This is a genomic window from Rhodanobacter sp. G1 (genome assembly GCF_055397855.1).
The window spans coordinates 280,714-304,244 of sequence record NZ_AP039674.1 but is presented as its reverse complement, the minus strand read 5'-3'; the positions used below and the strand labels follow the sequence as shown (position 1 = coordinate 304,244).

General features: G+C 67.6%; 17 protein-coding genes. 9 read left to right on the top strand and 8 right to left on the bottom strand.

What is annotated here, in order from left to right:
- Positions 1 to 156: 156 nt before the first annotated feature.
- Complete coding sequence (gspE, locus tag ACZ5Z2_RS01190; RefSeq protein WP_464760152.1) at positions 157 to 1,890, bottom strand: type II secretion system ATPase GspE; 1,734 nt, start codon at positions 1,888 to 1,890, stop codon at positions 157 to 159.
- A gap of 198 nt (positions 1,891 to 2,088) precedes the next feature.
- On the opposite strand from gspE, the gene ACZ5Z2_RS01185 reads away from it, so the two are divergent.
- Positions 2,089 to 2,886 carry a TatD family hydrolase gene (locus ACZ5Z2_RS01185; RefSeq protein WP_464760151.1) on the top strand — a complete coding sequence of 266 codons (798 nt, stop codon included), beginning with the start codon at positions 2,089 to 2,091 and terminating at the stop codon, positions 2,884 to 2,886.
- Between the two features lie 3 nt (positions 2,887 to 2,889).
- Here ACZ5Z2_RS01185 and ACZ5Z2_RS01180 read toward each other — a convergent pair whose 3' ends face one another.
- From ACZ5Z2_RS01180 to ACZ5Z2_RS01165, 4 genes are all read right to left on the bottom strand, one after another.
- A complete protein-coding gene (locus ACZ5Z2_RS01180; protein ID WP_464760150.1) occupies positions 2,890 to 3,636 on the bottom strand; it encodes a class I SAM-dependent methyltransferase in 747 nt (248 codons plus the stop codon).
- Between the two features lie 41 nt (positions 3,637 to 3,677).
- Positions 3,678 to 4,214 carry a pseudouridine synthase gene (locus ACZ5Z2_RS01175; protein ID WP_464760149.1) on the bottom strand — a complete coding sequence of 179 codons (537 nt, stop codon included), beginning with the start codon at positions 4,212 to 4,214 and terminating at the stop codon, positions 3,678 to 3,680.
- 1 nt (position 4,215) lies between these two features.
- Positions 4,216 to 4,878: an NYN domain-containing protein gene (locus tag ACZ5Z2_RS01170; protein ID WP_464760148.1), complete on the bottom strand. Its 663-nt coding sequence runs from the start codon at positions 4,876 to 4,878 to the stop codon at positions 4,216 to 4,218.
- An 85-nt stretch (positions 4,879 to 4,963) separates the two neighbouring features.
- Positions 4,964 to 5,884 (bottom strand): LysR substrate-binding domain-containing protein, encoded by a 921-nt coding sequence (locus ACZ5Z2_RS01165; RefSeq protein ID WP_464760147.1) that lies wholly within the window; start codon positions 5,882 to 5,884, stop codon positions 4,964 to 4,966.
- A gap of 107 nt (positions 5,885 to 5,991) precedes the next feature.
- Between ACZ5Z2_RS01165 and ACZ5Z2_RS01160 the strand changes: the two genes are divergently transcribed.
- Both ACZ5Z2_RS01160 and ACZ5Z2_RS01155 read left to right on the top strand, forming a co-directional pair.
- Positions 5,992 to 6,195 (top strand): hypothetical protein, encoded by a 204-nt coding sequence (locus tag ACZ5Z2_RS01160; RefSeq protein ID WP_464760146.1) that lies wholly within the window; start codon positions 5,992 to 5,994, stop codon positions 6,193 to 6,195.
- 55 nt (positions 6,196 to 6,250) lie between these two features.
- Positions 6,251 to 7,201 carry an aldo/keto reductase gene (locus tag ACZ5Z2_RS01155; protein ID WP_464760145.1) on the top strand — a complete coding sequence of 317 codons (951 nt, stop codon included), beginning with the start codon at positions 6,251 to 6,253 and terminating at the stop codon, positions 7,199 to 7,201.
- On the opposite strand, the gene ACZ5Z2_RS01150 is transcribed toward ACZ5Z2_RS01155, so the two are convergent.
- Together ACZ5Z2_RS01150 and ACZ5Z2_RS01145 are read right to left on the bottom strand one after the other, a co-directional pair.
- The gene (locus ACZ5Z2_RS01150) at positions 7,202 to 8,266 is read right to left on the bottom strand and encodes a TraB/GumN family protein (RefSeq protein ID WP_464760144.1); all 1,065 of its coding nucleotides are present in this window, start codon (positions 8,264 to 8,266) and stop codon (positions 7,202 to 7,204) included.
- Between the two features lie 102 nt (positions 8,267 to 8,368).
- Complete coding sequence (locus tag ACZ5Z2_RS01145; protein WP_464760143.1) at positions 8,369 to 9,481, bottom strand: TraB/GumN family protein; 1,113 nt, start codon at positions 9,479 to 9,481, stop codon at positions 8,369 to 8,371.
- Between the two features lie 161 nt (positions 9,482 to 9,642).
- Here ACZ5Z2_RS01145 and ACZ5Z2_RS01140 point away from each other — a divergent pair, with 161 nt between their 5' ends.
- Positions 9,643 to 10,317 carry a hypothetical protein gene (locus ACZ5Z2_RS01140; protein WP_464760142.1) on the top strand — a complete coding sequence of 225 codons (675 nt, stop codon included), beginning with the start codon at positions 9,643 to 9,645 and terminating at the stop codon, positions 10,315 to 10,317.
- A 117-nt stretch (positions 10,318 to 10,434) separates the two neighbouring features.
- Here ACZ5Z2_RS01140 and ACZ5Z2_RS01135 read toward each other — a convergent pair whose 3' ends face one another.
- Complete coding sequence (locus ACZ5Z2_RS01135; RefSeq protein WP_464760141.1) at positions 10,435 to 12,663, bottom strand: NADP-dependent isocitrate dehydrogenase; 2,229 nt, start codon at positions 12,661 to 12,663, stop codon at positions 10,435 to 10,437.
- Positions 12,664 to 12,790: 127 nt separating this feature from the next.
- Here ACZ5Z2_RS01135 and ACZ5Z2_RS01130 point away from each other — a divergent pair, with 127 nt between their 5' ends.
- The 5 genes from ACZ5Z2_RS01130 (at position 12,791) to csb2 (ending at position 23,511) form a co-directional block, all read left to right on the top strand.
- Complete coding sequence (locus ACZ5Z2_RS01130) at positions 12,791 to 16,132, top strand: SNF2-related protein (protein WP_464760140.1); 3,342 nt, start codon at positions 12,791 to 12,793, stop codon at positions 16,130 to 16,132.
- Positions 16,133 to 16,408: 276 nt separating this feature from the next.
- On the top strand, positions 16,409 to 18,835 hold the full coding sequence (gene cas3g, locus ACZ5Z2_RS01125; protein ID WP_464760139.1) for a type I-G CRISPR-associated helicase/endonuclease Cas3g: 2,427 nt from the start codon (positions 16,409 to 16,411) through the stop codon (positions 18,833 to 18,835).
- Positions 18,832 to 20,982, top strand: coding sequence for a type I-G CRISPR-associated protein Cas8g1/Csx17 (gene cas8g1, locus ACZ5Z2_RS01120; protein ID WP_464760138.1), 2,151 nt, complete (start codon positions 18,832 to 18,834; stop codon positions 20,980 to 20,982). The genes cas3g and cas8g1 overlap by 4 nt, the downstream gene beginning before the upstream one ends.
- A gap of 24 nt (positions 20,983 to 21,006) precedes the next feature.
- Positions 21,007 to 22,017: a type I-G CRISPR-associated RAMP protein Csb1/Cas7g gene (gene cas7g / locus ACZ5Z2_RS01115; protein WP_464760137.1), complete on the top strand. Its 1,011-nt coding sequence runs from the start codon at positions 21,007 to 21,009 to the stop codon at positions 22,015 to 22,017.
- Between the two features lie 3 nt (positions 22,018 to 22,020).
- Complete coding sequence (csb2, locus tag ACZ5Z2_RS01110) at positions 22,021 to 23,511, top strand: type I-G CRISPR-associated protein Csb2 (protein ID WP_464760136.1); 1,491 nt, start codon at positions 22,021 to 22,023, stop codon at positions 23,509 to 23,511.
- Positions 23,512 to 23,531: the final 20 nt, after the last annotated feature.

Below are 23,531 nucleotides of genomic sequence, written 5' to 3'. Positions count from 1 at the left end.
TTGGCGAGGAACGAGCCTAGCAACGGGTTGGGGTGAGGGGTCACTCTTGCCACAAGCCCGCCTTGGACACACTCCACGGCAAGCGCCCGCCCCTCACCCCAACCCTCTCCCCGACGGGGAGAGGGAGTTAGTCCCCGCCAAGGGAGAAGGAGCGGGTCAGCCCTCCTGCGTGACACGCAGCACCTCCTCCAGCGTGGTGACGCCGGCGAGCGACTTGGCGATGCCATCCTCGTACATGGTGCGCATGCCTTCGGCGCGCGCCTGCTTCTCGATCTCGCCGGCATCGGCCTTCTGCATCAGCAGGCGGCGCAGCGGCTCGCTCATCACCAGGAATTCCATGATCGCCTGGCGGCCGCGGTAGCCGCTGGGGTTGGCCGCGCTGCTGCCGGGCTTCCACAGGCGGATCGGCTTGCCGTCCGCATATTTCTCCAGCTCGAACTGGCGGATCACCTCGGGCGAGGGCTCGTACGGCACCGCCGTCTCCGGATCGAGCCGCCGCACCAGCCGCTGCGCGAGGATACCGTTGACGGTGGAGCCGAGCAGGTAGTCCTCCACGCCCATGTCGAGCAGGCGGGTGATGCCGCCGGCCGCGCTGTTGGTGTGCAGCGTGGAGAGCACCAGGTGGCCGGTGAGCGCGGACTGGATCGCGATGCGGCAGGTTTCCAGGTCGCGCATCTCGCCGATCATGATGACGTCCGGATCCTGGCGCACGATCGAGCGCAAGGCGCCGGCGAAATCCAGCCCGATCTGCGGCTTTACCTGGATCTGGTTGATGCCCTCGATCTGGTATTCGACCGGATCCTCGACGGTGATGATCTTCACGTCCGGCGTGTTGATCTTCGACAGCGCGGTGTACAGCGTGGTGGTCTTGCCCGAGCCGGTGGGGCCGGTGACCAGCAGGATGCCATGCGGGCGCTCCAGCACCTCGACGAAGCGCGACTGGAAGCTGTCGGTGAAGCCCAGCGTGGCGAAGTCGAACACCACCGACTCGCGGTCGAGGATGCGCATCACCACCGACTCGCCGAAGCTGGTGGGCACGGTGGACACGCGCAGATCCAGCTCCTTGCCCTGCATGCGCAGCTGGATGCGGCCATCCTGCGGCAGCCGGCGCTCGGCGATGTTGAGCTTGGCCATGATCTTCACGCGCGAGATCACCGCCGCGGTGGAACTGGACGGCGGCGCCTCCACCTCGTGCAGCACGCCGTCGATGCGGTAGCGCACCTTGAGGCGGTTCTCGAACGGCTCGATGTGCACGTCCGACGCGCGCTGCTCGACGGCGCGCTGCAGGATCAGGTTGACCAGGCGGATCACCGGCGCCTCGCTGGCGAGGTCGCGCAGGTGCTCCACGTCGTCCACTTCGGCGGCGCCGCCGTCGATGTTCTCCACGATGGTGCCCATCGCGGAGCGGCCGGAACCGTAATAGCGCTCGATCAGGTCGTCGATCTCCGAGCGCAGGCCGATGCGCAGCGCCACCGGCCGGCCTGCGGCCAGGGTCACCGCCTGCAGCGGATACGGATCGGCGGGGTCGGCCATCGCCAGCGCCAGCCCGTGCGCGCCGTCGTCCACCGGCACCACGTGCTGCTGCTTGAGGAAGCGCAGCGAGAGTTCGAGATCCGGCGGCGCCAGCTCGGGCGCATCGCGCGCGGAGAGCAGCGGCACGCCGAGCAGCTCGCTCCACGCCTCGGCCAGCTCGCGCTCGTTGACCAGCCCCAGCCGCGCCAGCAACGCGGTGAGCGTGCCCTCGGCGGCCTCCTCGTGCAGGCGGCGCGCACGCGCCAGGTCGCCGTCCTTCAGGCGGCCGCGCGCCACGAGCAGCGCGCACACCGCGGCCTCGCGTCCGTCCATCGTCGCTGCTCCCTCGTCCCGCGCCGGCTGCACGACTGCCGACATACGTCACCCCGCCCGCGAATCGCGACTGCCAAAACAAACCGTTCCGCGCATGCCTCCCCCCAGAGGCCGCACGGCGAACGCACATAGGTAACACATCGGCAGAGCGGCTGGCGAGCGCGACATCGCAAACCCGCGCCGATCCGCCGGTTTGCCGCCCTGCGCCAGTCTGTGACAATGGCGCTTTTCAGCGGGTTCCCCATGCAGCTCGTCGACATCGGCGCCAACCTCGGCCACGAATCCTTCCGCCACGACTTCGACGCCGTGCTGCAACGCGCGCAAGAACATGGCGTGGGCCGGATGATCGTCACCGGCGCCTCGCGCGAAGGCAGCGAGCACGCGCTGGCCCTGGCGCACGCGCATCCCGGCGTGCTGTGGGCCACCGCAGGCGTGCATCCGCACCACGCGATCGACTACGACGAGGCCACCGACGCGCGGCTGCGCGAACTGGCGCAGGATCCTGCGGCGCGCGCGGTGGGCGAGACCGGGCTGGACTACAACCGCAACTACTCGCCGCGCGACGTGCAGCTCGCCGCGTTCGAGCGGCAGCTGCGCATCGCCGCCGACCTCGGCAAGCCGCTGTTCCTGCACCAGCGCGACGCGCACGGCGATTTCATAGCCCTGCTGAAGCGCTACCGCGACCGCGTGCCCGCCGCCGTGGTGCACTGCTTCACCGACACCCGCGAGGCGCTGCGCGACTACCTCGCGCTGAATTGCCACATCGGCATCACCGGCTGGATCTGCGACGAACGCCGCGGCACCCACCTGCGCGAACTGGTGCGCGAGATTCCCGCCCACCGGCTGATGATAGAAACCGACGCGCCCTACCTGCTGCCGCGCACGGTGCGCCCGCAGCCAGCGCACCGCCGCAACGAGCCGATGTACCTCCGGCACATCTGCGAGGAGATCGCGCGCGACCGCGGCGAGCCGGCGGACGCCACCGCGGCGAACAGCACGGCGACGGCGCAGGCGTTCTTCGGCCTGCCGGCGCAGGCCTGAGGATCAGTCCACGCGCCCCACGCAGGTGAAGAACGGCCAGCGCACCGCACGCAGCGCCGCCGGATCGCCCCAGGCCGCCGCGAGCTCCGGCGCCGCCGCCTGCACCGCATCCTCGCCGGTGCGCTTCGCATGCCGCTGCGCAGCCGACCACGAGCGCAGGTAGGCGAGGAACTGCGCGAGGTTCCAGTCCGCGCGCATCGTGAAGCTCGGCGCCTCCACCGGCGCGAACGGGAAGGGCAGGCCGCGGTAGCCGGCATCCACCAGCGCGCGCTCGGGCGGCCAGTCCGGGCCCAGGGTGTCGGCGTAGAGGCGGCGCTCCACCGCATCCACGTCGCGGCTCACGCTGCAGTTGCCGTAGGCGGAAACCGCCAGCAGCGCGCCCGGTTTGGCCACGCGGCGCACCTCGGCGTGGAAGGCGTCGAGGTCGAACCAGTGCAGCGCCTGCGACACGGCGATCAGGCTGGCGCTGCGCGCGGCGAGGCTGCTGCGTTCGGCCGGCTCCACGCGGTAGTCGATATGCGGATGCGCGGCGGCCTGCTCGATCTGGGTGCCGCTGGGATCGGTGGCGATCACGCGCTCGAAATGCGCGGCCAAACCGAGGCTGGCCTGGCCGTTGCCGCAGCCGGCGTCCCAGGCCAGCGCGCGGTCGGGCGCCTGCTGCGCCAGCCAGTCGAACCAGTCGGCGGGCGGCAAGGGGCGCGCGTCGCGGTACAACGCGGCGTGGCTGGAGAAATGATCCTTGAAGTCCATGCTCGGGTTCCGTGGAGACGGATGCCGCAGATTATCGGGCATCAGCCCTCCAACACGCGCGTCTCACCCGGCATCAGCCCGTCCAACGCGTATTCGCCAACACGCACGCGGATCAGCCGCAGCGTGGGAAAGCCCACCGCCGCGGTCATGCGCCGCACCTGGCGGTTGCGGCCTTCGCGCAGGGTGAGCGTGAGCCAGCTGGTGGGGATGGCCTTGCGGAAGCGCACCGGCGGGTCGCGCGGCCACAGCCAGTCGGGCTCCATGGCGTGCTCGGCGGACGCGGGCAAGGTGGGGCCATCGTTCAGCGCCACGCCGCGGCGCAGCGCGGCGAGGGCCACGTCGTCGATGGCGCCGTCCACCTGCACCAGGTAGGTCTTGGGCTGCTTGTGGCGCGGATCAGCCAGCCGATGCTGCAGGCGGCCGTCGTCGGTGAGCAGCAGCAGGCCCTCGCTGTCGTGGTCGAGCCGGCCCGCCGCGTAGACGCCCTTCTGCTTCACGTGGTCGGCCAGCGTGGGCCGGCCGCGCTCGTCGGTGAACTGGCACAGCACGCCGTAGGGCTTGTTGAGCGCGAGCAGCACGCTAGAACGGCCGCGGGCACACCGACTGCAGGCCATCGATGTGCTCGTGCAGATCCGAGGCGATGCCCTGCCACATCGGGTCGAGGATGAAGTCGACGCCTTCGCGGCGCGCCAGCTTGGCGGCGGGGATGAAATCCGCGTCGCCGGCCACCAGCACGATCTGATCCACCAGTTGCTTGTAGGCCAGCGCGGCGATGTCGATGCCGATCTTCATGTCCACCTGGGTCTGGCGCATGTCCGGCTCGTAGTGCTCGTCGCCGAGATCGTCCCAGTGCAGGCTGCCGTCGCGCAGCTGCTGCATGGCCTGGTATTTCAGCTTCCACTCGCCGCGCTCGGCGAGCCGCCCCAGCCGCAGCGCCATCTTGCGCTGGCGGCGCAGTTGGTCGTGCAGGTCGCGGCGGAACGCGGCGGCGCCGCTGCGGCCGAAGTCCACCGTGTCGCCGCTCACCGGCCGCACGAAGCTCTTGTCCAGCGGCGGGCAGTCGTAGAAGAAGATGCGGTACAGCGATTCGCGCGGGCGATCCAGCGCCTTCAGGTGTTCCAGCGCCATGCCGAACACGGTCTTGGCTACGGTGCGCGCGTCGTTGGCGTCGCGCTCGCCCCACACCTTGCGGTAGCGGGCGAGGAAAAAGGCGCCGTCGACGAGGATGGCGGTACGTTGCATAGGAAATCCTCATGGTGTCGCGATACGGGATGACGGCCGGCCCATAAGTGGCCGGTCGCGGCTATTTTAAGCGATGCGCGGCGGATCAATCTTCCAGCGCGGCTTCGTGCGTCTTCACCGGCAGGCGCCGGCAGTAGTCGTCGGCTTCGGCCAGCAGCCAGGCGCGGAAGGCCTGCAGGCCGCGATGCTCCTGCGATCGCGGCGGGTAGACCAGCCAGTAGGCATCGTTCACCGGCAGGTAGCGGTCGCCCAGCACCACCAGCCGGCCGGCGTCGATCAGCGACTTGGACATCACCATGCGCCCCATCGCCACGCCCAGGCCTTCCAGCGCCGCGTGCCGCAGCGCCTCGAGGTTGTCGAAGTTCGCCACGTAGCGGCGCGGCGGCTCGCCGCCGAAATGCTCGAACCAGCTGCGCCAGCGGTTCGGCGGGTCGGGGTCGCCCAGCAGCGGCCACTGCGCGAGATCGCGCGGGTCGGCATCGCCCATCCGCGCCAGCAGTTCCGGCGCCGCGACCGGCGCCACCCACTCGCCGAACAGGCGCTCGCTGCGCAGGCCGGCCCACTCGCCGCGGCCGTAGCGCACGGCGGCATCCACCGGTTCGCGATCGAACTGCACCAGCATCGAGCTCGACTGCAGGTTGAGCTCCAGCTCCGGATGCGCGGCCACTAGCCGGGGCAGCCGCGGCACCAGCCAGCTGGAGATGATGCCGGGGCTGGCACTGAGCGTGAGGGCGTCGTGGCGGCGCTCGCTGTAGCGCGACAGCGCATGCTCGATGCTGTCGAAATGCTCGCCCACCGCTTCGAGCAGGCTGCAGCCTTCCGCGGTGAGGCTCACGCCGCGCGGGCCGCGCTCGAACAGGCGCCGCTCCAGCCGCTCTTCCAGCTGGCGCATCTGGTGGCTGAGCGCGCTTACCGTGAGGTGCGCCTGCTCGGCGGCACGCGACAGCTTGCCGTGGCGGGCGACCAGCACGAACTGCTGCAGCAGATCCAGCGAGAGCCGCGTCATCTTGAATATCCTTCAAAGCAGGCTTGCGAAGATATCGCTTTTTCGCCGCACCGCCACGGCTTACCTTGCATCCGCCCCACACTCCCCCCGCTTGCAAGGAATTCACCATGCGCTCGCCCTTCGTCGGCCTTCTGCTGCAGCACGGCCATGTGCATTCGCCCGAACTCGCCCGTCGCCTGAACCGCGAGAATCAACGCCCGCTGGGCCTGCGCGACGCCCTGCGCCGGCTGGCCGCGCCGGCCGCGCAACGCGATACGTGGCACGCCATGCACGACCATGCGCGGCGGCTGTTCCCGATCAACTCGCCTTGATCGCGCGGGCGGGCGCGCTCATGCTGGCGGGCGTCCCCACCGCCGGAATACCGCCATGCCCGTCCGTCAACTCGGCCGCTCGCCGCTTGCCATCGCCCCGCTGGCGTTCGGCGCCAACGTGTTCGGCTGGAGCGCCGACGAGGCGCGCTCGTTCGAGCTGCTCGACGCCTTCGTCGAAGGCGGCGGCAACCTGATCGACACCGCCGACGTCTACCCGGCCTGGGTGCCGGGCAACCGCGGCGGCGAGTCGGAAGCCATCATCGGCAAGTGGCTGAAGCAAAGCGGCAAGCGCGACCGCGTGCTGATCGCCACCAAGGTGGCGAAGTGGGCCGAGCATCCCGGCCTGTCGCCGGTCAACATCCGCGCCGCGGTGGAAGGCTCGCTCGAGCGCCTGCAGACCGACCGCATCGACCTCTACTTCGCGCACGAGGACGACGCCAGCGTGCCGATGCACGAGACGCTGGGCGCGTTCGCGCGGCTGATCGAGGAGGGCAAGGTGCGCGCCATCGGCGCCTCCAATTTCGGCGCCGCGCGCGTCGCCGACGCGCTGGCGCTGTCGCAGCGGCACGGCCTGCCGCGCTACGAATGCCTGCAACCGGAATACAACCTGGTGGCGCGCGCCGGCTACGAAACCGAACTCGAACCGCTGGTGCGCGAGCAGGGCCTGGGCGTGGTGTGCTACTACGCGCTGGCCAGCGGCTTCCTCACCGGCAAGTACCGCAGCGAAGCCGACCTCGCCAAGAGCATCGCGCGCGGCCGCGCCGCGCAACGCCACCTCAATCCGCAGGGCCTGCGCGTGCTCTCTGCATTGGATGCGGTGGCCGCCGCGCACGGCGGCGCCACGCCCGCGCAGGTCGCGCTGGCCTGGCTGATCGCCCGCCCCGGCATCACCGCGCCCATCGCCAGCGCCACCAGCGTGGCGCAGCTCGAGGAGATCATGGGCGCGCTGTCGCTCACGCTGCGCGCAGACGAGATCGCCGCGCTGGATGCAGCCAGCGCGGCCTGATCAGCGCGCGACGGAACCCGCCGTTGCGGGCGCGTCGTCGCTGCCGTCGTCGGCATCCTGCTGGTCGGGCGACAGCACGGCGTAGCCCTGCGCCTTTAGCTTGGCAAGGTAGCCGGTGGGCGACAGCAGCTCGCCCATCGGCAGCAGCGCCAGCGTCGTGCGGTTCTTCGCCAGCGCCGCGTCAGCGGCCTTCAGCCAGCTCTGTTCCACCCTGGCCGGCACATCCTGCAGGCCTTGCTGGCGCGCGAGGTCGGAGCCGTCGAAGGCATCGGTGCAGGCATCGCCGTGCCGGTCGCGGCGCAATGCGGCCAGCGTCGCGGTGTCGCCGGTGGCCCACGCATTCGCGGCCGCCTGCATGTTCGGCAGGTCGTGCTCGACGCGATCCATGGTCTGCACCAGGCAGGCGGCGTCGTCCATGCTGCCGTGGCGGAATTCGGCGAGCGCCTGCTTCGGATCGGCGATGGTAAACGTGTAGCTGGTGCTGACCTGCGGGATGCCGTGCCGCTTGGCAAGCTTGCGCGCCAGCTTGCCGGCCACGTCGTCGTCCGTGAGGCCGGCGTCTTTCACCGCCGCCTCGTACAGCTCGCCGGCCGCGAAGATCGGCCGGTACTTCTCCACGCCGTTGCCGCGACCGAGGTACCTGGCCTTCAGCGTTTGCCAGCGCGCATACACCGGCGGCGGCAGCACGTCCGCCAGCTTCTTGCCGTCGGGGTTGTTGCGGATGCCGATCAGGCGCGGCAACAGCATCAGCTTGCTGAAGAAGCCGCCCTTCGCATTCACCTCGATGGCCGGCGGCAGCAGCAGCGCCTGCGCGGCCAGCTCGGTATCGCTCACCTGTTGCGCCTGCCACTGCATCTTCTTCGGCAGCGGCGACTGCGTGCCGAGTATCCACAGCACGTGATCGCCCTTGCTGACTTTCCACAGGCCCGGCCCCGGCAGCTCGCCGCTCACCACCACGGCGGGCAGGTTCTTCGCGGCGGTGGTTGCCGGCGCGGGTACCGTTTGCGCGTGTGCCGGCAGGGTCGCCAGGCCGAGCACCATCATCATCCATCTGCTGCCACGCATCGTCCGCTCCCTTGATCCATTTCGCCCGCACCGGTCATGGCCGGGCTCCGCATGGACAGGCGCCCTGCGGTGAAGTTCACCCGGGCATGCCGGATCCGCGCCTCATTGCGCCATGGCCGAACCCGCCGGCGCGGGAGCACTGCCCGCGTCGGCCGGCGCGTCGTCCAGCCCCAGCGGCGCCTCCACCGCGTAGCCCTCGGCCTTCAACCGGTTCACGTAGCCGTCGGGCGAGAGCAGCTCGTCCATCGGCAGCATGGCGAAGCTGGTGCCGTTCCTCGCCAGCGCGTCGCGCGCGGCGGCCAGCCACGTGGCTTCCAGCTGCGCTGGCACATCGGCCAGGCCGAGCTGATGGGCGAAGCCGGCGTCGGTGATCGCGCTCACGCAGGCGTCGCGGCGATGGCTGTCGGGCTGCGCGCGCAGCGCGTCGAGGTCGCCGGTGGCCCAGGCGTTGGCACGCGCGGCCATCGCGGGCAGGTCGTGCTCGACGGCGTCCAGCGTGCGGCTGAAGCATTCCATGTCGCTGGGCGCGGCGGCCTTGAAGGCCTTGAGCGCATCGCGCGGATGCTGGATCTCCACGCGGTACTGCACCGGCGTTTCCAGCACGCCGTCGTTCTTCGCCAGCGCGGCCACCGCGCCCGGCACGCCGCCGTCGTTGCTCAGGCCGTTCGCCTTCAGCGCCTTCTTGTACAGCTCCTGCGCGGCGAACAGCGGACGCCAGCGCTCGATGCCGCGGTCGTCGCCGATGTACTTCTGCTTCAGCGCCAGCCAGCGCGCGTAAGTGGGCGCGTCCATCACCTGATCCAGCGTCTTGCCGTCGGGGTTCTTGCGCGCGCCGTACGCGCTGGGCAGCAGGAACAGCTTGCCGAAGAAACCGATGTCGGCCTTCAGCTTGATCTTCGGTTCCAGCAACACCTGCTTCGACTGCGCCAGCACCTGCTGCACGTCATGCGACTCCCACTGCATGTTCCCCGGCAGCGGCGACAGCGTACCCAGCACCCACAGCACGTGGCCGTTCTTGCTCACCTTCCACAGGCCCGGCCCCGGCACCACGCCGCTCACCACCACGGGCGCCAGCAAGGGTACGTCAGCGGGTACCGGCGGGGGTGCGACCGTACTTGTCGGCGACGGCGTTTGCATCTGCGCAGCGAGCACAGCTGGCGCGGCCAGCGCGAGGCACAGCAGCATAGACAAGGGGCGCATTGGGTTCGTCTTCATGGCTCGTTTCCGTTCCGAGGGCGGCACACCATCGGCGTTGTGACCGTATGGAGTGCGCGATGTTCGCTGGAATGAGGCAACGGGGCTTGAATCAACGCACCCACCAGCACATGCTGCCACCATCGAGACAAAGCAAAAAATGACGCACCCAAGGGGAAGCGATGGAAAGCCACTACACCGCAGACAGCTGCGCCCAGTATTTGAGCAAGTTTTACATTCTGCCGCACACCTACAGGGCCTCCATTACCACAAGGTTTTTCCTCGCACCCCTTGCCTCCATCTCTTTTGTCATGGTGATGGCATGGATTGTCCTTCCTGATGTGGTTTCTCAAATACAGCATCCAAACACCCATGAAAAATGGCAAATGAACGTCGTAACATTATGTGGATTTATTATCTGTTTTTGCTTTTTTACATTGAGCATCATGTGGAGAAAAACGGTCATCACTCGTCATTCGATAGATATCACGCTGTCGCTGTCGAAAAAAACCATACCGTCGAAAAACATTGTGGGGTATGCCTTGGAAACGACCAGACAGTACAGAGGGACGGACGTTTTGCAACTTTCCATTCTTCATAATGAACCCGGAAGACCCCAAACGAAGACTCGACTCGCCTTGAATCCCCACAACTTGAACGACCCGAAACTGCGCGGCCTCTTCATGTCAATGAGTAACTATGGAGACGCTGCGCTCAGTGATTTTCTGTACGGCATCAGCGGCAACAAAGATTCCACACAGGAGAAGGTTTTGCTCGTGATCCTTGTTCTCTTGACCTCGTTTCTCCTCTTGCATGGCCTTCCAGCAATTTTGCATGCGCTTGAGCAGCTAGGTTAAATTCAGCAGATACTTGTAACGCGATCCAAGGAGCCGCCGGCTTCGCTGGTATGACGAGCAAAAACAAGACGGGGCGCAAAGCGCCCCGTCTTGCATCCCATCATCGACTGCCCAACCTCACTTCAACCCCGCAAGCGCCGCGTTGAACGTGGCGCTGGGCCGCATCGCTGCGGCCACCAGTTTCATGTCGGGGTGGTAGTAGCCCTTGATGTCGACAGGTTTGCCCTGCGCGCCGTTCAACTCGCCGACGATGGTTGCCTCGTTGTCGGCCAGCGCCTTGGCCAGCGGGGCGAATTTCGCCTTGAGCGCGGCATCGCCGTCCTGCGCGGCCAGCGCCTGCGCCCAGTACAGGGCGAGGTAGAAGTGGCTGCCGCGGTTGTCCAGCTCGCCCACCTTGCGCGCGGGCGACTTGTTGTTATCGAGGATCTTGCCGTTGGCTTCGTCCAGCGTCTTCGCCAGCACCTTCACGCGTGCGTCGCCGGTCTTGTCGCCCACGAATTCCAGCGAGGCCTGCAGCGCGAGGAACTCGCCCAGCGAATCCCAGCGCAGGTAGTCCTCTTCCAGGAACTGCTGCACGTGCTTGGGCGCGGAACCGCCGGCGCCCGTCTCGAACAGCCCGCCGCCGGCCATCAGCGGCACGATGGAGAGCATCTTGGCGCTGGTGCCCAGCTCCATGATCGGGAACAGGTCGGTGAGGTAGTCGCGCAGCACGTTGCCGGTGACCGAGATGGTGTCCTGGCCCTGGCGGATGCGCTCCAGCGAGAACTTGGTGGCGGCCACCGGATCGAGGATGCGGATGTCGAGGCCGCTGGTGTCGTGATCCTTGAGATAGCGCTCCACCTTCCTGATGATCTCGCGGTCGTGCGCGCGCTGCGGGTCGAGCCAGAACACCGCCGGCGTGTTCGACAGGCGCGCGCGCGACACGGCGAGCTTCACCCAGTCCTGCACCGGCGCGTCCTTGGTCTGGCAGGCGCGCCAGATGTCGCCGGCTTCCACCGACTGTTCCAGCAGTACCTTGCCGGCCTCGTCGGTGACCTTGACCACGCCGTCGGCGGCGATCTGGAAGGTCTTGTCGTGCGAGCCGTATTCCTCGGCCGCCTGCGCCATCAGGCCCACGTTGGGCACGCTGCCCATGGTGGCCGGATCGAACGCGCCGTGCGCCTTGCAGTCGGCGATGGTGGCCGCGTACACGCCCGCGTAGCTGCGGTCGGGGATGATCGCCTTGCAGTCCTGCTGCTTGCCCTCGGCGTTCCACATCTTGCCGGAATCGCGGATCATCGCCGGCATCGAGGCGTCGATGATGACGTCGCTGGGCACGTGCAGGTTGGTGATGCCCTTGTCGGAATTCACCATGGCCAGCGCCGGGCGTCTGGCGTATTCCGCCGCGATGTCGGCCTTGATCGCCGCCTGCGTCTCAGCCGGCAGGCTGCCGAGGCGCGCGTACAGGTCGCCGATGCCGTTGTTCGGATCGAAGCCGGCCTGCTTCAGCGCGTCGGCGTGCTTGGCGATCACGTCCTTGTAGAACTCGTCCACCACCACGCCGAACATGATGGGGTCGGACACCTTCATCATGGTGGCCTTGAGGTGCACCGAGAACAGCACGCCCTGCGCCTTGGCGTCGGCGATCTGCGCATCGATGAAGGCGGCCAGCGCCTTGCGGCTCATCACCGCGGCGTCGAGGATCTCGCCGGCCTTCAGCACGACTTTCTCCTTCAGCACCTTGCTGGAGCCGTCCTTGCCGAACCACTCGATCTTCACCGCGGTCGGCGCGTCCACCACCACGGACTTTTCGCTGCCATAGAAGTCGCCGCCGTCCATGTGCGACACGTGGGTCTGCGAATCCTTGCTCCACGCGCCCATCTTGTGCGGATGCTTGCGCGCGTAGTTCTTGACCGAGAGCGGCGCGCGGCGGTCGGAGTTGCCCTCGCGCAGCACCGGGTTCACCGCGCTGCCCTTCACCTTGTCGTAGCGCGCCTTGGCGTCCTTCTCGGCGTCGTTCTGCGGCACGTCCGGGTAATCAGGCAGCGCGTAACCCTGCGCCTGCAATTCCTTAATCGCGGCCTTGAGCTGCGGCACCGATGCGCTGATGTTCGGCAGCTTGATGATGTTGGCGTCTGGTGTGGTGGCCAGCTTGCCCAGCTCAGCGAGGTGGTCGCCGATCTTCTGGCCGTCCTGCAGGCGATCCGGGAACTGCGCGAGGATGCGCCCCGCCAGCGAGATGTCGCGCGTCTCCACCGCAATGCCGGCGGTGGCGGCGAACGCCTCCACGATGGGCAGCAGCGAGGCCGTGGCTAGGAACGGCGCCTCGTCGGTGAGGGTGTAGATGATCTTGGGTGTATCGGACATGGCGGCGCGGCTCTCTGATCGACAAGGGACAGAACGTGTCATTGTCGCGTTTTCGGCGAGCCGCGCAAATGATCCCGGGCACGGGGATATGCCAGACTGCGCGGCTGATCGAACCGCACCGCGCGCCATGACACTCGACGAACTGCAACAGCTGGTCGCCAGCCAGGACTGGCGCGCCGCCTTCGACGCTCGCACCTTGGGCCGCGGTCGGGACTACGCCCAGCGCAAGCACGTGCACAAGCTGGAACTGCTCGACGACGGCGCGCTGCGCGGTCGCGTCAAGGGCAGCGGCGGCCAGAGCTACACCTGCACCGTCACGCTCGCGACGACGACTGGCCGCCTGCAAGTGCGCTCGCATTGCACCTGCCCGGTGGGCAGCCAGTGCAAGCACGCCGCCGCGATGCTGTTCGACGCCGCCGCCAGCCTGGCCATCGCCCTGACCACGCGGGAATCCCTGTCCGAATCGCCGGCGACGTCGACGGCGCTGGCTGCACGCCGCGATGCCGTGGAAATGCAGCAGTGGGATCAATGGCTGGCCGCGCCAAGTGCCAGCCTCGGCAACGCGCTGCCCGTCGCCGCGCCGGAAAACCGCTTCGGCCTGCTGTTGCGCGCCGATGGGCCGCAAGGTCAGTTGTATGCCTTGCCGGTGTGGATGAGCCCGGCCAGGAACCGCAACGGCAAGGCGGCCTGGGTCAAGCCCACGCCCCTGCTCAACAGTAGCGCCGGCACGTACCCGATGCCGGCGGAAGGCTGGCCGGAGGACGTCGCCATGGCGCTGGCCGTGTTGCTGGCCGCGCCCACGCACAGCATGGCCGGCCACCACTGGCTGGCCATCCGCAGCGCGCCGACGGAACACGCCTTGAGCCTGCTGCTGGCGCGCTATCCCGCCTGGTTCGAACGCGGCGAACACCCGCTGGAAGCCGGCCCCACGCTGGAGTCCACAGTGCGCTGGGTGGCCGACGAAGAGGGCAACCTGCGCCCACGCATGCAGGTGGATGCGAGTGACGCCATGCTGCTGCAAGGCGCCGGACTCTGGTACGTGCAACTTGCCGCAGGGCGCTATGGCCGCGTGGCGGGCGACCTGCAGCAGTACCGACGCCTGCAGTACGCCCCACCGCTGCGACCGCATCAGCGCGAACACCTGCGCCAGCGCTTGGCGCGCAGCCCGACAGCCGCCTGGTTGCCGCCGCTGCCGGAGGTCGAGGCCATCGAAGACCTCCGCGTAACGCCCCAGCCCGTGCTCTATCTGCAAAGCGCCCTCATCCGCGAATGGACGAGCGGGCGCGGCATGGTGGGCGTCGCCTCGCTGCGCTTCGACTACGCCGGCCACGTGCTGCCCACCAGCGAGCCGCGCAGCGTGGTGACCCGGCGCGGCGACAGCGGCCTCTACGCCATCCACCGCGACATGATCGAGGAAGAGCGCTGGATCGCCGCCCTGCGCAAGGCCGGCCTGACCCGCAAGGATGGCTTGTATGTCGGCTTCACCCTCGGCGACGGTCGCGCCCATGAGCACGATTGGGTGTGGCAGCCGAACAAGCGCCTGTTGCCGCAATCGGCCAAGGGGTGGGAACCGCTGCTGCCGAAACTCGCCGAACGCGGCTTCCGGCTGGAATACGCCGACGATTTCCCGCACGACGAGCTGGTCAGCGTCGACGACTGGCACGGCGAACTCACGCCCTCCGGCAACGCCTGGTTCGACGTGACACTGGGCGTGGACATCGCCGGCGAACGCATCGACCTGCTGCCCATCCTGCGCCAGCTGGTCGCCGACCCGAGCTTTCCGCGCACGCCCGCACCACGCGAGAAGAAGCACGCCAGCTGGCGCGTGAAACTGGACGAAAAACGCGCCGCCGACCTGCCGCTGGCGCGGCTGCGCGCCCTGATCGAGCCGCTGCTGGAATGGCTGGAACACGAAGGCGAAGGCACGCCGCGCGTGCATGCCAGCCAGCTCGGCGAACTGGGCGCCAGCGCCGACTGGCATGGCGGCGACGCGCTGCGCCGCAAGCTGGAACAACTGCGCGCCAAGGCCGGCGCCGGCAAGCCGCCACGCGGCTTCAAGGCCACGCTGCGGCCCTATCAGCTGGACGGCCTGGCCTGGCTGGATTTCCTCGGCGCCGCCGGCCTGGGCGGCATCCTCGCCGACGACATGGGCCTGGGCAAGACCGTGCAGGTGCTGGCGCATCTGCTCGGCGAAAAGCAGCGCAAGCGCCTAGCCAAACCCGCACTGGTGGTCTGTCCCACCTCACTGGTGGGCAACTGGCAGATGGAGGCCGCGCGCTTCACGCCCACGCTGAAAGTGTTGGTGCTGCATGGCGCCGACCGCGCCGACCGCTACGACGAACTGGCCACGCACGACCTGGCCATCACCACCTATCCGCTCTTGGCGCGCGACCGCGAGCGACTGCTCGAGACCGCGTTCTCGCTGCTGATACTGGACGAGGCGCAGGCGATCAAGAACGCCGCCAGCCAGGCCGCGCAAGTCGTGCGCGAGATTCCCGCCGAACGCCGTCTCGGCATGACCGGCACGCCGCTGGAAAACCATCTGGGCGAACTGTGGGCGCAGTTCGACGCGGTGGAGCCGGGCCTGCTCGGCAGCCAGCGCCAGTTCGCCAGGAGCTACCGCACGCCCATCGAAAAACACGGCGACCGCGAGCGGCTGGAGCGCCTGAACCGCCGCGTCAAACCCCTGCTGCTGCGCCGACGCAAGGACGAAGTGCTGGCCGACCTGCCACCCAAGACCGAAATCGTGCACACGCTGGAGCTGGAAGGCGAGCAGCGCGCGCTGTACGAAACCCTGCGCCTGGCCCAGCACGAACGCGTGCGCCAGGCGGTGGCCGAGCGCGGCCTGGCGCGCAGCGGCATCATCGTGCTCGACGCCTTGCTCAAGCTGCGCCAGGCCTGCTGCGATCCGCGTCTGGTCAAGCTCGCCAGCGCGAAGAAGGTCAAGGCCAGCGCCAAGCTCGACGCGCTCATGGAACTCATCGACGGCCTCGTCGCCGACGGCCGCCGCGTGCTGCTGTTCTCGCAGTTCACCGAAATGCTGGCGCTGATCGAAACCGCGCTGGCCAAGCGCAAGATCCCGCACCAGACGCTCACCGGCCAGACCCCGGCGCGCGAACGCACGGCGATGGTCAAGCGCTTCCAGCAAGGCGAACTGCCGCTCTTCCTCATCAGCCTGAAAGCCGGCGGCACCGGCCTCAACCTCACCGCCGCCGACACCGTGATCCACTACGACCCGTGGTGGAACCCCGCCGCCGAAGCCCAGGCCACCGACCGCGCGCATCGCATCGGCCAGCAGAAACCCGTGTTCGTCTACCGCCTGATCTGCCAGGGCACGGTGGAAGAAAAAATCCAGGCGATGCAGGCGCGCAAGGCCGAACTCGCCCAAGCCATCCTGGACGGCGGCGGCGCCAGCCAGCAGCTGCGCTTCGACGAGGCGGATCTGGAGGCGTTGTTCGGGGGGATGTAGCTCCACTATCGCGCCAGCGCCGAACCGCCACAGCCCCTTGTCTCGACATATGAGACTGCGCTGTGGCAAAACGAAACCTGCCAGCCCGCCTTGCGAGCGCGGGCGCACAGGGGAAACACATGGATCGGCTTGTTTGGCACGGTAGCGCACACGCAGGTGCGCCTGGCGGCATACCACCTCGTTCTGGCTTGCGGCACGCGTTCGCGGTGCCCGCCTGCTGCCCGCGACACCCGTCGCCCGCAGGCCGCCGCCCGCATCGCACCACGGGGCGCACCTATGGATTTTGAAGCTTGCTTCCGCCATGCCTTCGACCCAACGGGGGAAAAGGCAACCGCGCCCTATGCCTACCAGAGCGCCCTGGCGCACGACATCTGGCCCGACGCGCTGGACATCCCCACTGGCATGGGCAAGACCGCCGCCGTAACGCTTGCCTGGCTTTGGAAACGCGGCTGGCGGCCGGGCGGCCGTATGGAAACACCCGATCCCGAAACACCCCGGCGCCTGATCTGGTGCCTGCCCATGCGCGTGCTGGTGGAACAAGCCCGCGACACTATCCAGGGCTGGATCGAACATCTCGGCATCGGTGGCGCCCCCGGTACCGGAAACGTTTCTGTACACGTTCTGATGGGTGGCGAGGGCGACCTCGAAACCTGGGCCGAACACCCGGAAGAGGACATGATCCTCATCGGCACCCAGGACATGCTGCTCTCCCGTGCACTCATGCGCGGCTACGGCATGAGCCGCTACCAGTGGCCGATCCACTTCGCGCTGCTGCACAACGACTGCCTATGGGTGTACGACGAGGTGCAGCTGATGGGAGCCGGGCTGGCCACCTCCGCCCAGCTCGAAGCCTTCCGGCGCACCGCCTTCCCATTGGCAAAAAGCAGCCGTTCGCTGTGGGTGTCCGCCACGCTGCGCACCGCATGGCTGGACACGGTCGACCTGCGTCCGCACCTCGACACCCTGAAACGCCACACCCTCGGCGAGGCCGACCGCACCCAGGCCAGCGCACGCCTGCAGGCCGCCAAGGCCTTGCAGGCAGCCGCCACACGACTCGACAAGGACAACAGCAAGCAAAACGCCAAGGCGTACATCGACATGCTATGCGCGGAGGTGCTCGCGCAGCACGACCCGGCGGCGCAAACCCTCGTCATCCTCAACAACGTCGGTCGCGCGCAGCAGCTTTTCCAGTCGATCAAGAAGCGGCGCGGCGACCGCGACGACCTGCTGATCCACGCCCGCTTCCGCCCCTCCGAGCGCAGCGAGCTGACGCGAAAACTGCGCGCAGGGCCGGGCGTCGACCGCATCGTCGTCGCCACCCAGGCCATCGAAGCCGGCGTGGACATTTCCTCCAAGGTCATGTTCACCGAACTGGCGCCATGGGCGTCCCTGGTGCAGCGCTTCGGCCGCTGCAACCGCGATGGCAGACACAACGACGCGGGTGCGCGCGTCTTCTGGATCGACATCGAAGCCGACAAGACACTCACGCTCCCCTACGCCGCCGAATCACTGGATGCCGCCCGCGCCACGCTGGCCGGGCTGACCAGCGCCAGCCCCGGCGACCTGCCGCCCACCGAAGAAGCCCGCCCGCTCACGACCGTCCTGCGGCGCAAGGACTTCCTCGACCTGTTCAACACCGACCCCGACCTCTCCGGCTTCGACGTCGACGTTTCCGACTACATCCGCGACAGCGGCCTGCCCGGCGTGCAACTGTTCTGGCGCAATCTCAAGGACAACCCCAATACGCCCGACACGCAACCGCAGCCTGCACGCGACGAACTCTGCCCCGTATCGATGGGACAAATCACCGCCTTCGCCAAGCGCAAGGACATCACGCTCTGGCACTGGGACACACTCGACGGCCAATGGGCCAAGCTGTCGCACGACCGCAAGCTGCGCCCCGGCATGACCCTGCTGGCGCGCAGCCACGACGGCGGCTACAGCCCGGACATCGGCTTCGACGGCATCGCCAAGCCACCCGTACCGATTGGCCCTGAAGTCGCCAGCAGTGCCAGTCGCCGCGACTACGCCGACGACTGGCGCTCGCAACAACCGCGTCCTGTGGCGCTCGCCAACCATCTGGCGCACGTGGCTGCCCACGCCGCTGGGCTTTGCGACGCCGTGGGCGAAACCACGCATACGGCCGACGTCGTGCGCGCCGGGCGTTGGCACGACCTGGGCAAGCTGCACGAGGTCTTCCAGCAGTCCATGTACCGCTGCCACCTGCCTGCCGACCCGGCGCAACCGCTGGCGAAATCCAGTTGCACGGGGCCGATGCGGCACAGCCGGGCCTTCTTCCGGCATGAGCTGGCTTCCATGCTCGGCTGGCTGGCGCAGCACGACGGCGAGCCGCACGCCGACCTCATCGCTTATTTGATACTCGCCCACCACGGCAAGGTGCGCATGAGCCTGCGCGCCATGCCGAGCGAAAAAGCCGAACCCGGCGTCAAACGCTTCGCCCGTGGCATCCATGAAGGCGATGTGTTGCCCGCACTCGATTTCGATGGCGAACACAGCGCCACCGCCACACTCAAGCTCGCGCTGATGGAGATGGGCCTCGGCGAACAGGGCGCCTCCTGGGGCGAGCGGGCGCTGCGCCTGCTGGAGCAACACGGCCCGTTCCAACTCGCCTGGCTGGAAACGCTGGTGCGCCTGGCCGACTGGCGCGCTTCGGCAGCCGAACAAGAGGGGGATGCGGAGTGAACGAATTTCTGCTCGAAGGCTGCACAGCCACCCCGCTGGCCAGCTACCTCAAGGCGCTGGGCGTGCTGCGCCTGTTGTCGGCCCGTTACCCCGAAACACGCGGCAGCTGGCGCGGCGACCATTTTGTACTGATGACGTCGCTGGATCGCGAAGGCATCGAGCGGTTCTTTCTGGATGAGTACGAGCCGACGCCGATCATGGCGCCATGGAATGGCGGCAGCGGGTTTTACGACAAGGACAACAAGGACGCCCTGTGGCGCATCATGCAAAGCAACGATGCGCGATTTGGGGGCTACAAGGCCTGCGTTGCCGTAGCGGAGTCCGCACTCGACGGACACGACCGTACGGCCAGCCCCAAAGATGACGCCAAGGCCAGCCTGCTCGTTGCCATCCGCAGCCAACTCCCCGATTCGGCGCTTGGCTGGTTTGATGCCTCGGTGCTACTGGCTGGCGACTCGCCGCAATACCCGCCGCTGCTTGGAACAGGCGGCAACGACGGTCGGCTCGACTTCACCAACAACTTCATGCAGCGCGTCCTCGACGTGCTCCCATCGGATGACGAAGGCGCGGTGCAGGCGTCCCTCGGTTGGCTGCAAACCTCGCTGTTTGCCGAACCGGCGCCCGGGCTGACCCAAAGCGCCATCGGCCAGTTTGCTCCCGGCCAAGCGGGCGGCCCGAATGCAAGCACGGGCTTCGATGCCGATGCGTCCATCAACCCCTGGGATTTCGTGTTGATGATCGAAGGCGCGTTGCTGTTCGCCGCGGCAACGGTGCGGCGCAACGCCGACGATCCTTTCGGCGTGCTGAGCTACCCCTTTACCGTGCGTGCCATCGGAGCGGGCTCAGGCAGTCTGGGCGAAGGCGATGCGGGCAAAGCACGCGGCGAGCTCTGGATGCCTCTGTGGCCGCAGTTCGCAACGCATGCGGAAGTGCGCGCATTGATGAGCGAGGGCCGCGTGGCGCTGGGCCGGAAACCGGCGCGGGATGCGCTCGATTTCGTCCGCGCCGTGCAACATCTCGGAGGCTACCGCGGCGTACGAAGTTTTCAGCGTTACGGACTGCTGATGCGTTCAGGCAAGGCCTATCTGGCGACTCCGCTCGAACGAGTCGATGTCAGTGAATCGCCGGCTCCATCATGGCTCGACGAACTGGACACCCACGGCTGGCTGGAAAAATTCCGCCGTTTCGCCAACGAGGGCAACACAGCCACCCGCTTCAAGACCCTGCGCAAGCGTCTCGAAGACGCGCTGTTCGCACTCTCCGGCAAAACACCAGGCAAGCCGGAGGCGCAAGCGCTGCTGATCCTGCTTGGCCAGATCCAATCCGCTCTTGCATCGAGCAGCAAGGCACGCGAGGCCGTGCGACCGGTTCCGCGCCTATTCGAACGCTGGATCATCGCCGCCGATGACGGAAGCCCCGCCTTGCGCATCGCCAAAGCCCTGGCCGGCCTGCGCGGTGTGGACGAAGTACCGCTACCCATCCGCGCCCAGCTCTTTCCGGTCGAGCGCCGCTGGGCCAAATGGATCACGCCGGAATCCGACGAAAACTATCGCCTCTGCGATGGTTTCGAAGGCCGTCTGGTCGATACGCTGCCCACACTGCTTGCCCGGCGATTGTGGCTGGCCGAGCGCTTCGGCATGGACGACAAGCCACTGGAAAGCCCGACGGGCGCAACGCTGGCCGACCTCGCCGCCTTCCTGCGCGACGACGGTATGGATGCGCGCATTGCCGATCTGCTGCCGGGCCTCGCGTTGTGCGACATCCCGCAGGAGATCGACCGCAGCGGCGGCGGCGGCGGCGGCGAGGGTGGCGTGCCGGCGGCCTTTGCGCTGATGAAACTGGCGCTGACCCCAGAACGCACCTTGTGCTCGCTCGGTGCGCTGGCCGATGGACAAAGCCTGCCGGTACCCACCGGCATGCTGGCGCAGCTCGCCGCCGGCAATCACGGCAACCGCGCCGTGGCCATCGCCTGGCGCCGCTTGCGCGCCTCCGGCCTGGCGCCGCGATTCACGCCCGACGCGCTGCCGGCACTGGCCGGTATCGACCCCAAACGTGCCGCCGCCGCGCTGCTGATTCCGCTGCGCTACGGAGCCACCGCAGCACTGGCACGCGGCATCACGAAACAGCCCGAACCCGACTTCGCCTGACCACGGATACCAAGGAGTACAACCATGAGTCTCGATCTGTCCGCCCTCGCCCATGCCCCGCGCCTGCTGCTGCGCGCCAAGCTCGAGCCCTTGCAGGGCACGCGCTTCCAGCCCACCGGCTTCCCCGAAATCGGCGCCGCCCAATACGAAGGCCCGGACGGCACGCCCACCCTGCTGGTGGAGTCCGCGCAGAGCATGGCCAACCGCCTGGAAGCCGTGTGCTGGGACAAGGTGGCCGACGACTGGGTGACTCCGCTACAGGGGCTCTCCGTCATCAAGGTCAAGGACAAGGATGGCAAACCACTGACCAACTCGGTGCTGGAGGCGCATCGGATCAACTCGCCGTACATCCTCGAAAGCACCGACAAGATGGTTTTCGACAAGCTCAAGGCCGAACTGGCCGACATGGAAGAAGGCTTCGTCGATCTGCGCAAGCTCGCGCATACCTTGCTCGCCCTCGACATCAACGCCCTGCTGCACGGCGTGTTTCTTGCCAAGAAGGAGCTGGCGGGCGGCCGTCTGCGGCTACCGCGCGCACTGTCGGGCTTCATCGAAGCCACCGATGCCAAAGTTGCAGCGAGCGGCGGCGTCAAGAACGATTCGGTCAATCCTTCCGGCGACACGGCAAAGGGGTTTGGCAACGTACCCTTCTCCCGCGACGAATTCGTCTCGCCCGATATTGCCGCCTACTTCAATCTCGACCTCGCCCAACTGCGCGGCTACGGCTTCACGCCAGCCGTGTCCGACCTGCTGGTCGCGCTGGCGCTCTACAAGATTCGCGCCTTCCTCGAAACCGGTCTGCGTCTGCGCACCGCTTGCGATCTGGAGTGCACGGCGCTGGATGTGCAACGGCCGATCGGCTTCCCGATGCCCACGCTGGAAGCACTCACGCAGGCGCTTCCCGACCTCATCAAGGCCGCTGCCGCCGATGCCCAGTTCCAGCCCACCACGGTGACTTATACCGGCGGCGGCAAGGTGACCAAGGGCAAGAAGGGCAAGGGTGAAACGGAGTCCGACGACGACGGCGAAGGCTGAGCCATGCTCGCGCTTGCTTTCACCTTTCCCGCCGGGCGCTATCACGCCACGCCATGGGATCGCCACGTCAATGAGGGCGCGGTTGCGTGGCCGCCCGAGCCGTGGCGCATCCTGCGCGCATTGATCGCCACCTGGCACCACAAGCTCAAGCATGACGGCAGGCACAGCGACGCCACACTCCAGGCGCTGATCGAATCCCTGTCCACCGAGCTGCCCGAGTACAGCCTGCCAGCGGCCAGCCATAGCCATACCCGGCACTACCTGCCGCAGTTTGCGGCGGGCAAGACCTCACTGGTCTTCGATGCCTTCACCGCGGTGGATCGCAACGAACCCCTGGGCGTCGTCTGGCCCCAATTGACACTCCCCACCGATCAGCGCGCCCTGCTCGACGACTTGCTCTCCGTCATGGGCTACCTCGGCCGCGCCGAATCCTGGGTGGAAGCCAGAACGCTCGAAACGGCCCCGCCGACCAACTGCCTGCCCGGCGACTGCGCGCTCGACACGCGAACCGGCGAGGTCAAGGGCGAACTGGTCACGCTGTATGCGCCGCGGCCCCGCGCCGATTACCAAGCGCTGCGCGGACGCTTTCTGGTCGACAAAAAAGCACAGAAGAAACTAGGCGCCACGCTGCCGGAGTCCCTGCTCGACGCGCTCAGCGTCGATACCGGCGACCTGCGCAAGCTTGGCTGGAGCCAACCGCCCGCCGCACGCAAGGTGAGTTACCTGCGTCCCGTCGATGCGCTGCGCCCACGGCCCACCATCCATCGTGCCGTGGCACCCGCCGTGATGGCCGTCAACTTCATCCTCGACGGCAAACCGTTGCCGCGCGTGGAGGACAGCCTGCGCATCGGCGAACTGATGCGCGTCGCCGCCATGGGCCAGTGCAAGCAGGCCTTCGGCGAGGGACATATTCCACCGGTCTTTTCCGGCCACGATCTACCCGCGGGCAACCGCCATGGCCACGCCTTTTACCTGCCGTGGGACAGCAACGACGACGGCCGGCTCGATCGCATGCTTGTCTACGCGCCTATCGGCATGAGCGATGCCGAACAGCGCGCGTTGCTCAAGGTGAAAAGGCTCTGGGATCATGCCGGCGCCGAATGGCAATTGTCGCTGGAAGGCAGCGGCTCGCCCGACATCGCCTCGCCGCTGACCCGCACCAGCGCCACCTGGGAATCCGCGACGCCCTACCTGCACCCTTGGCATGTCAAGAAGCACTTCGGCATCGAAGAACAGATCTGCCGCGAGTGCCGCGAACGCGGCATCCCCGAGCCCATCGCCATCGAAAGCCGCGCCGAGGTGGATGTCGGCAAGGGCCGCATGCGCCGGCCGATCCACTTCCACCGCTTCCGCAATCGGCGCGGACTGAGCCAACCAGACCGCCTGGGCAGCTTCTGGAAGCTGACCTTTGCCGAGCCGTTGACCGGCCCGTTGGCACTCGGCTTCGCCTGCCATTATGGCTTGGGCATGTTCAAACCGACGGCTCGAAAATAGTAAATAAATTTTGCTTTATT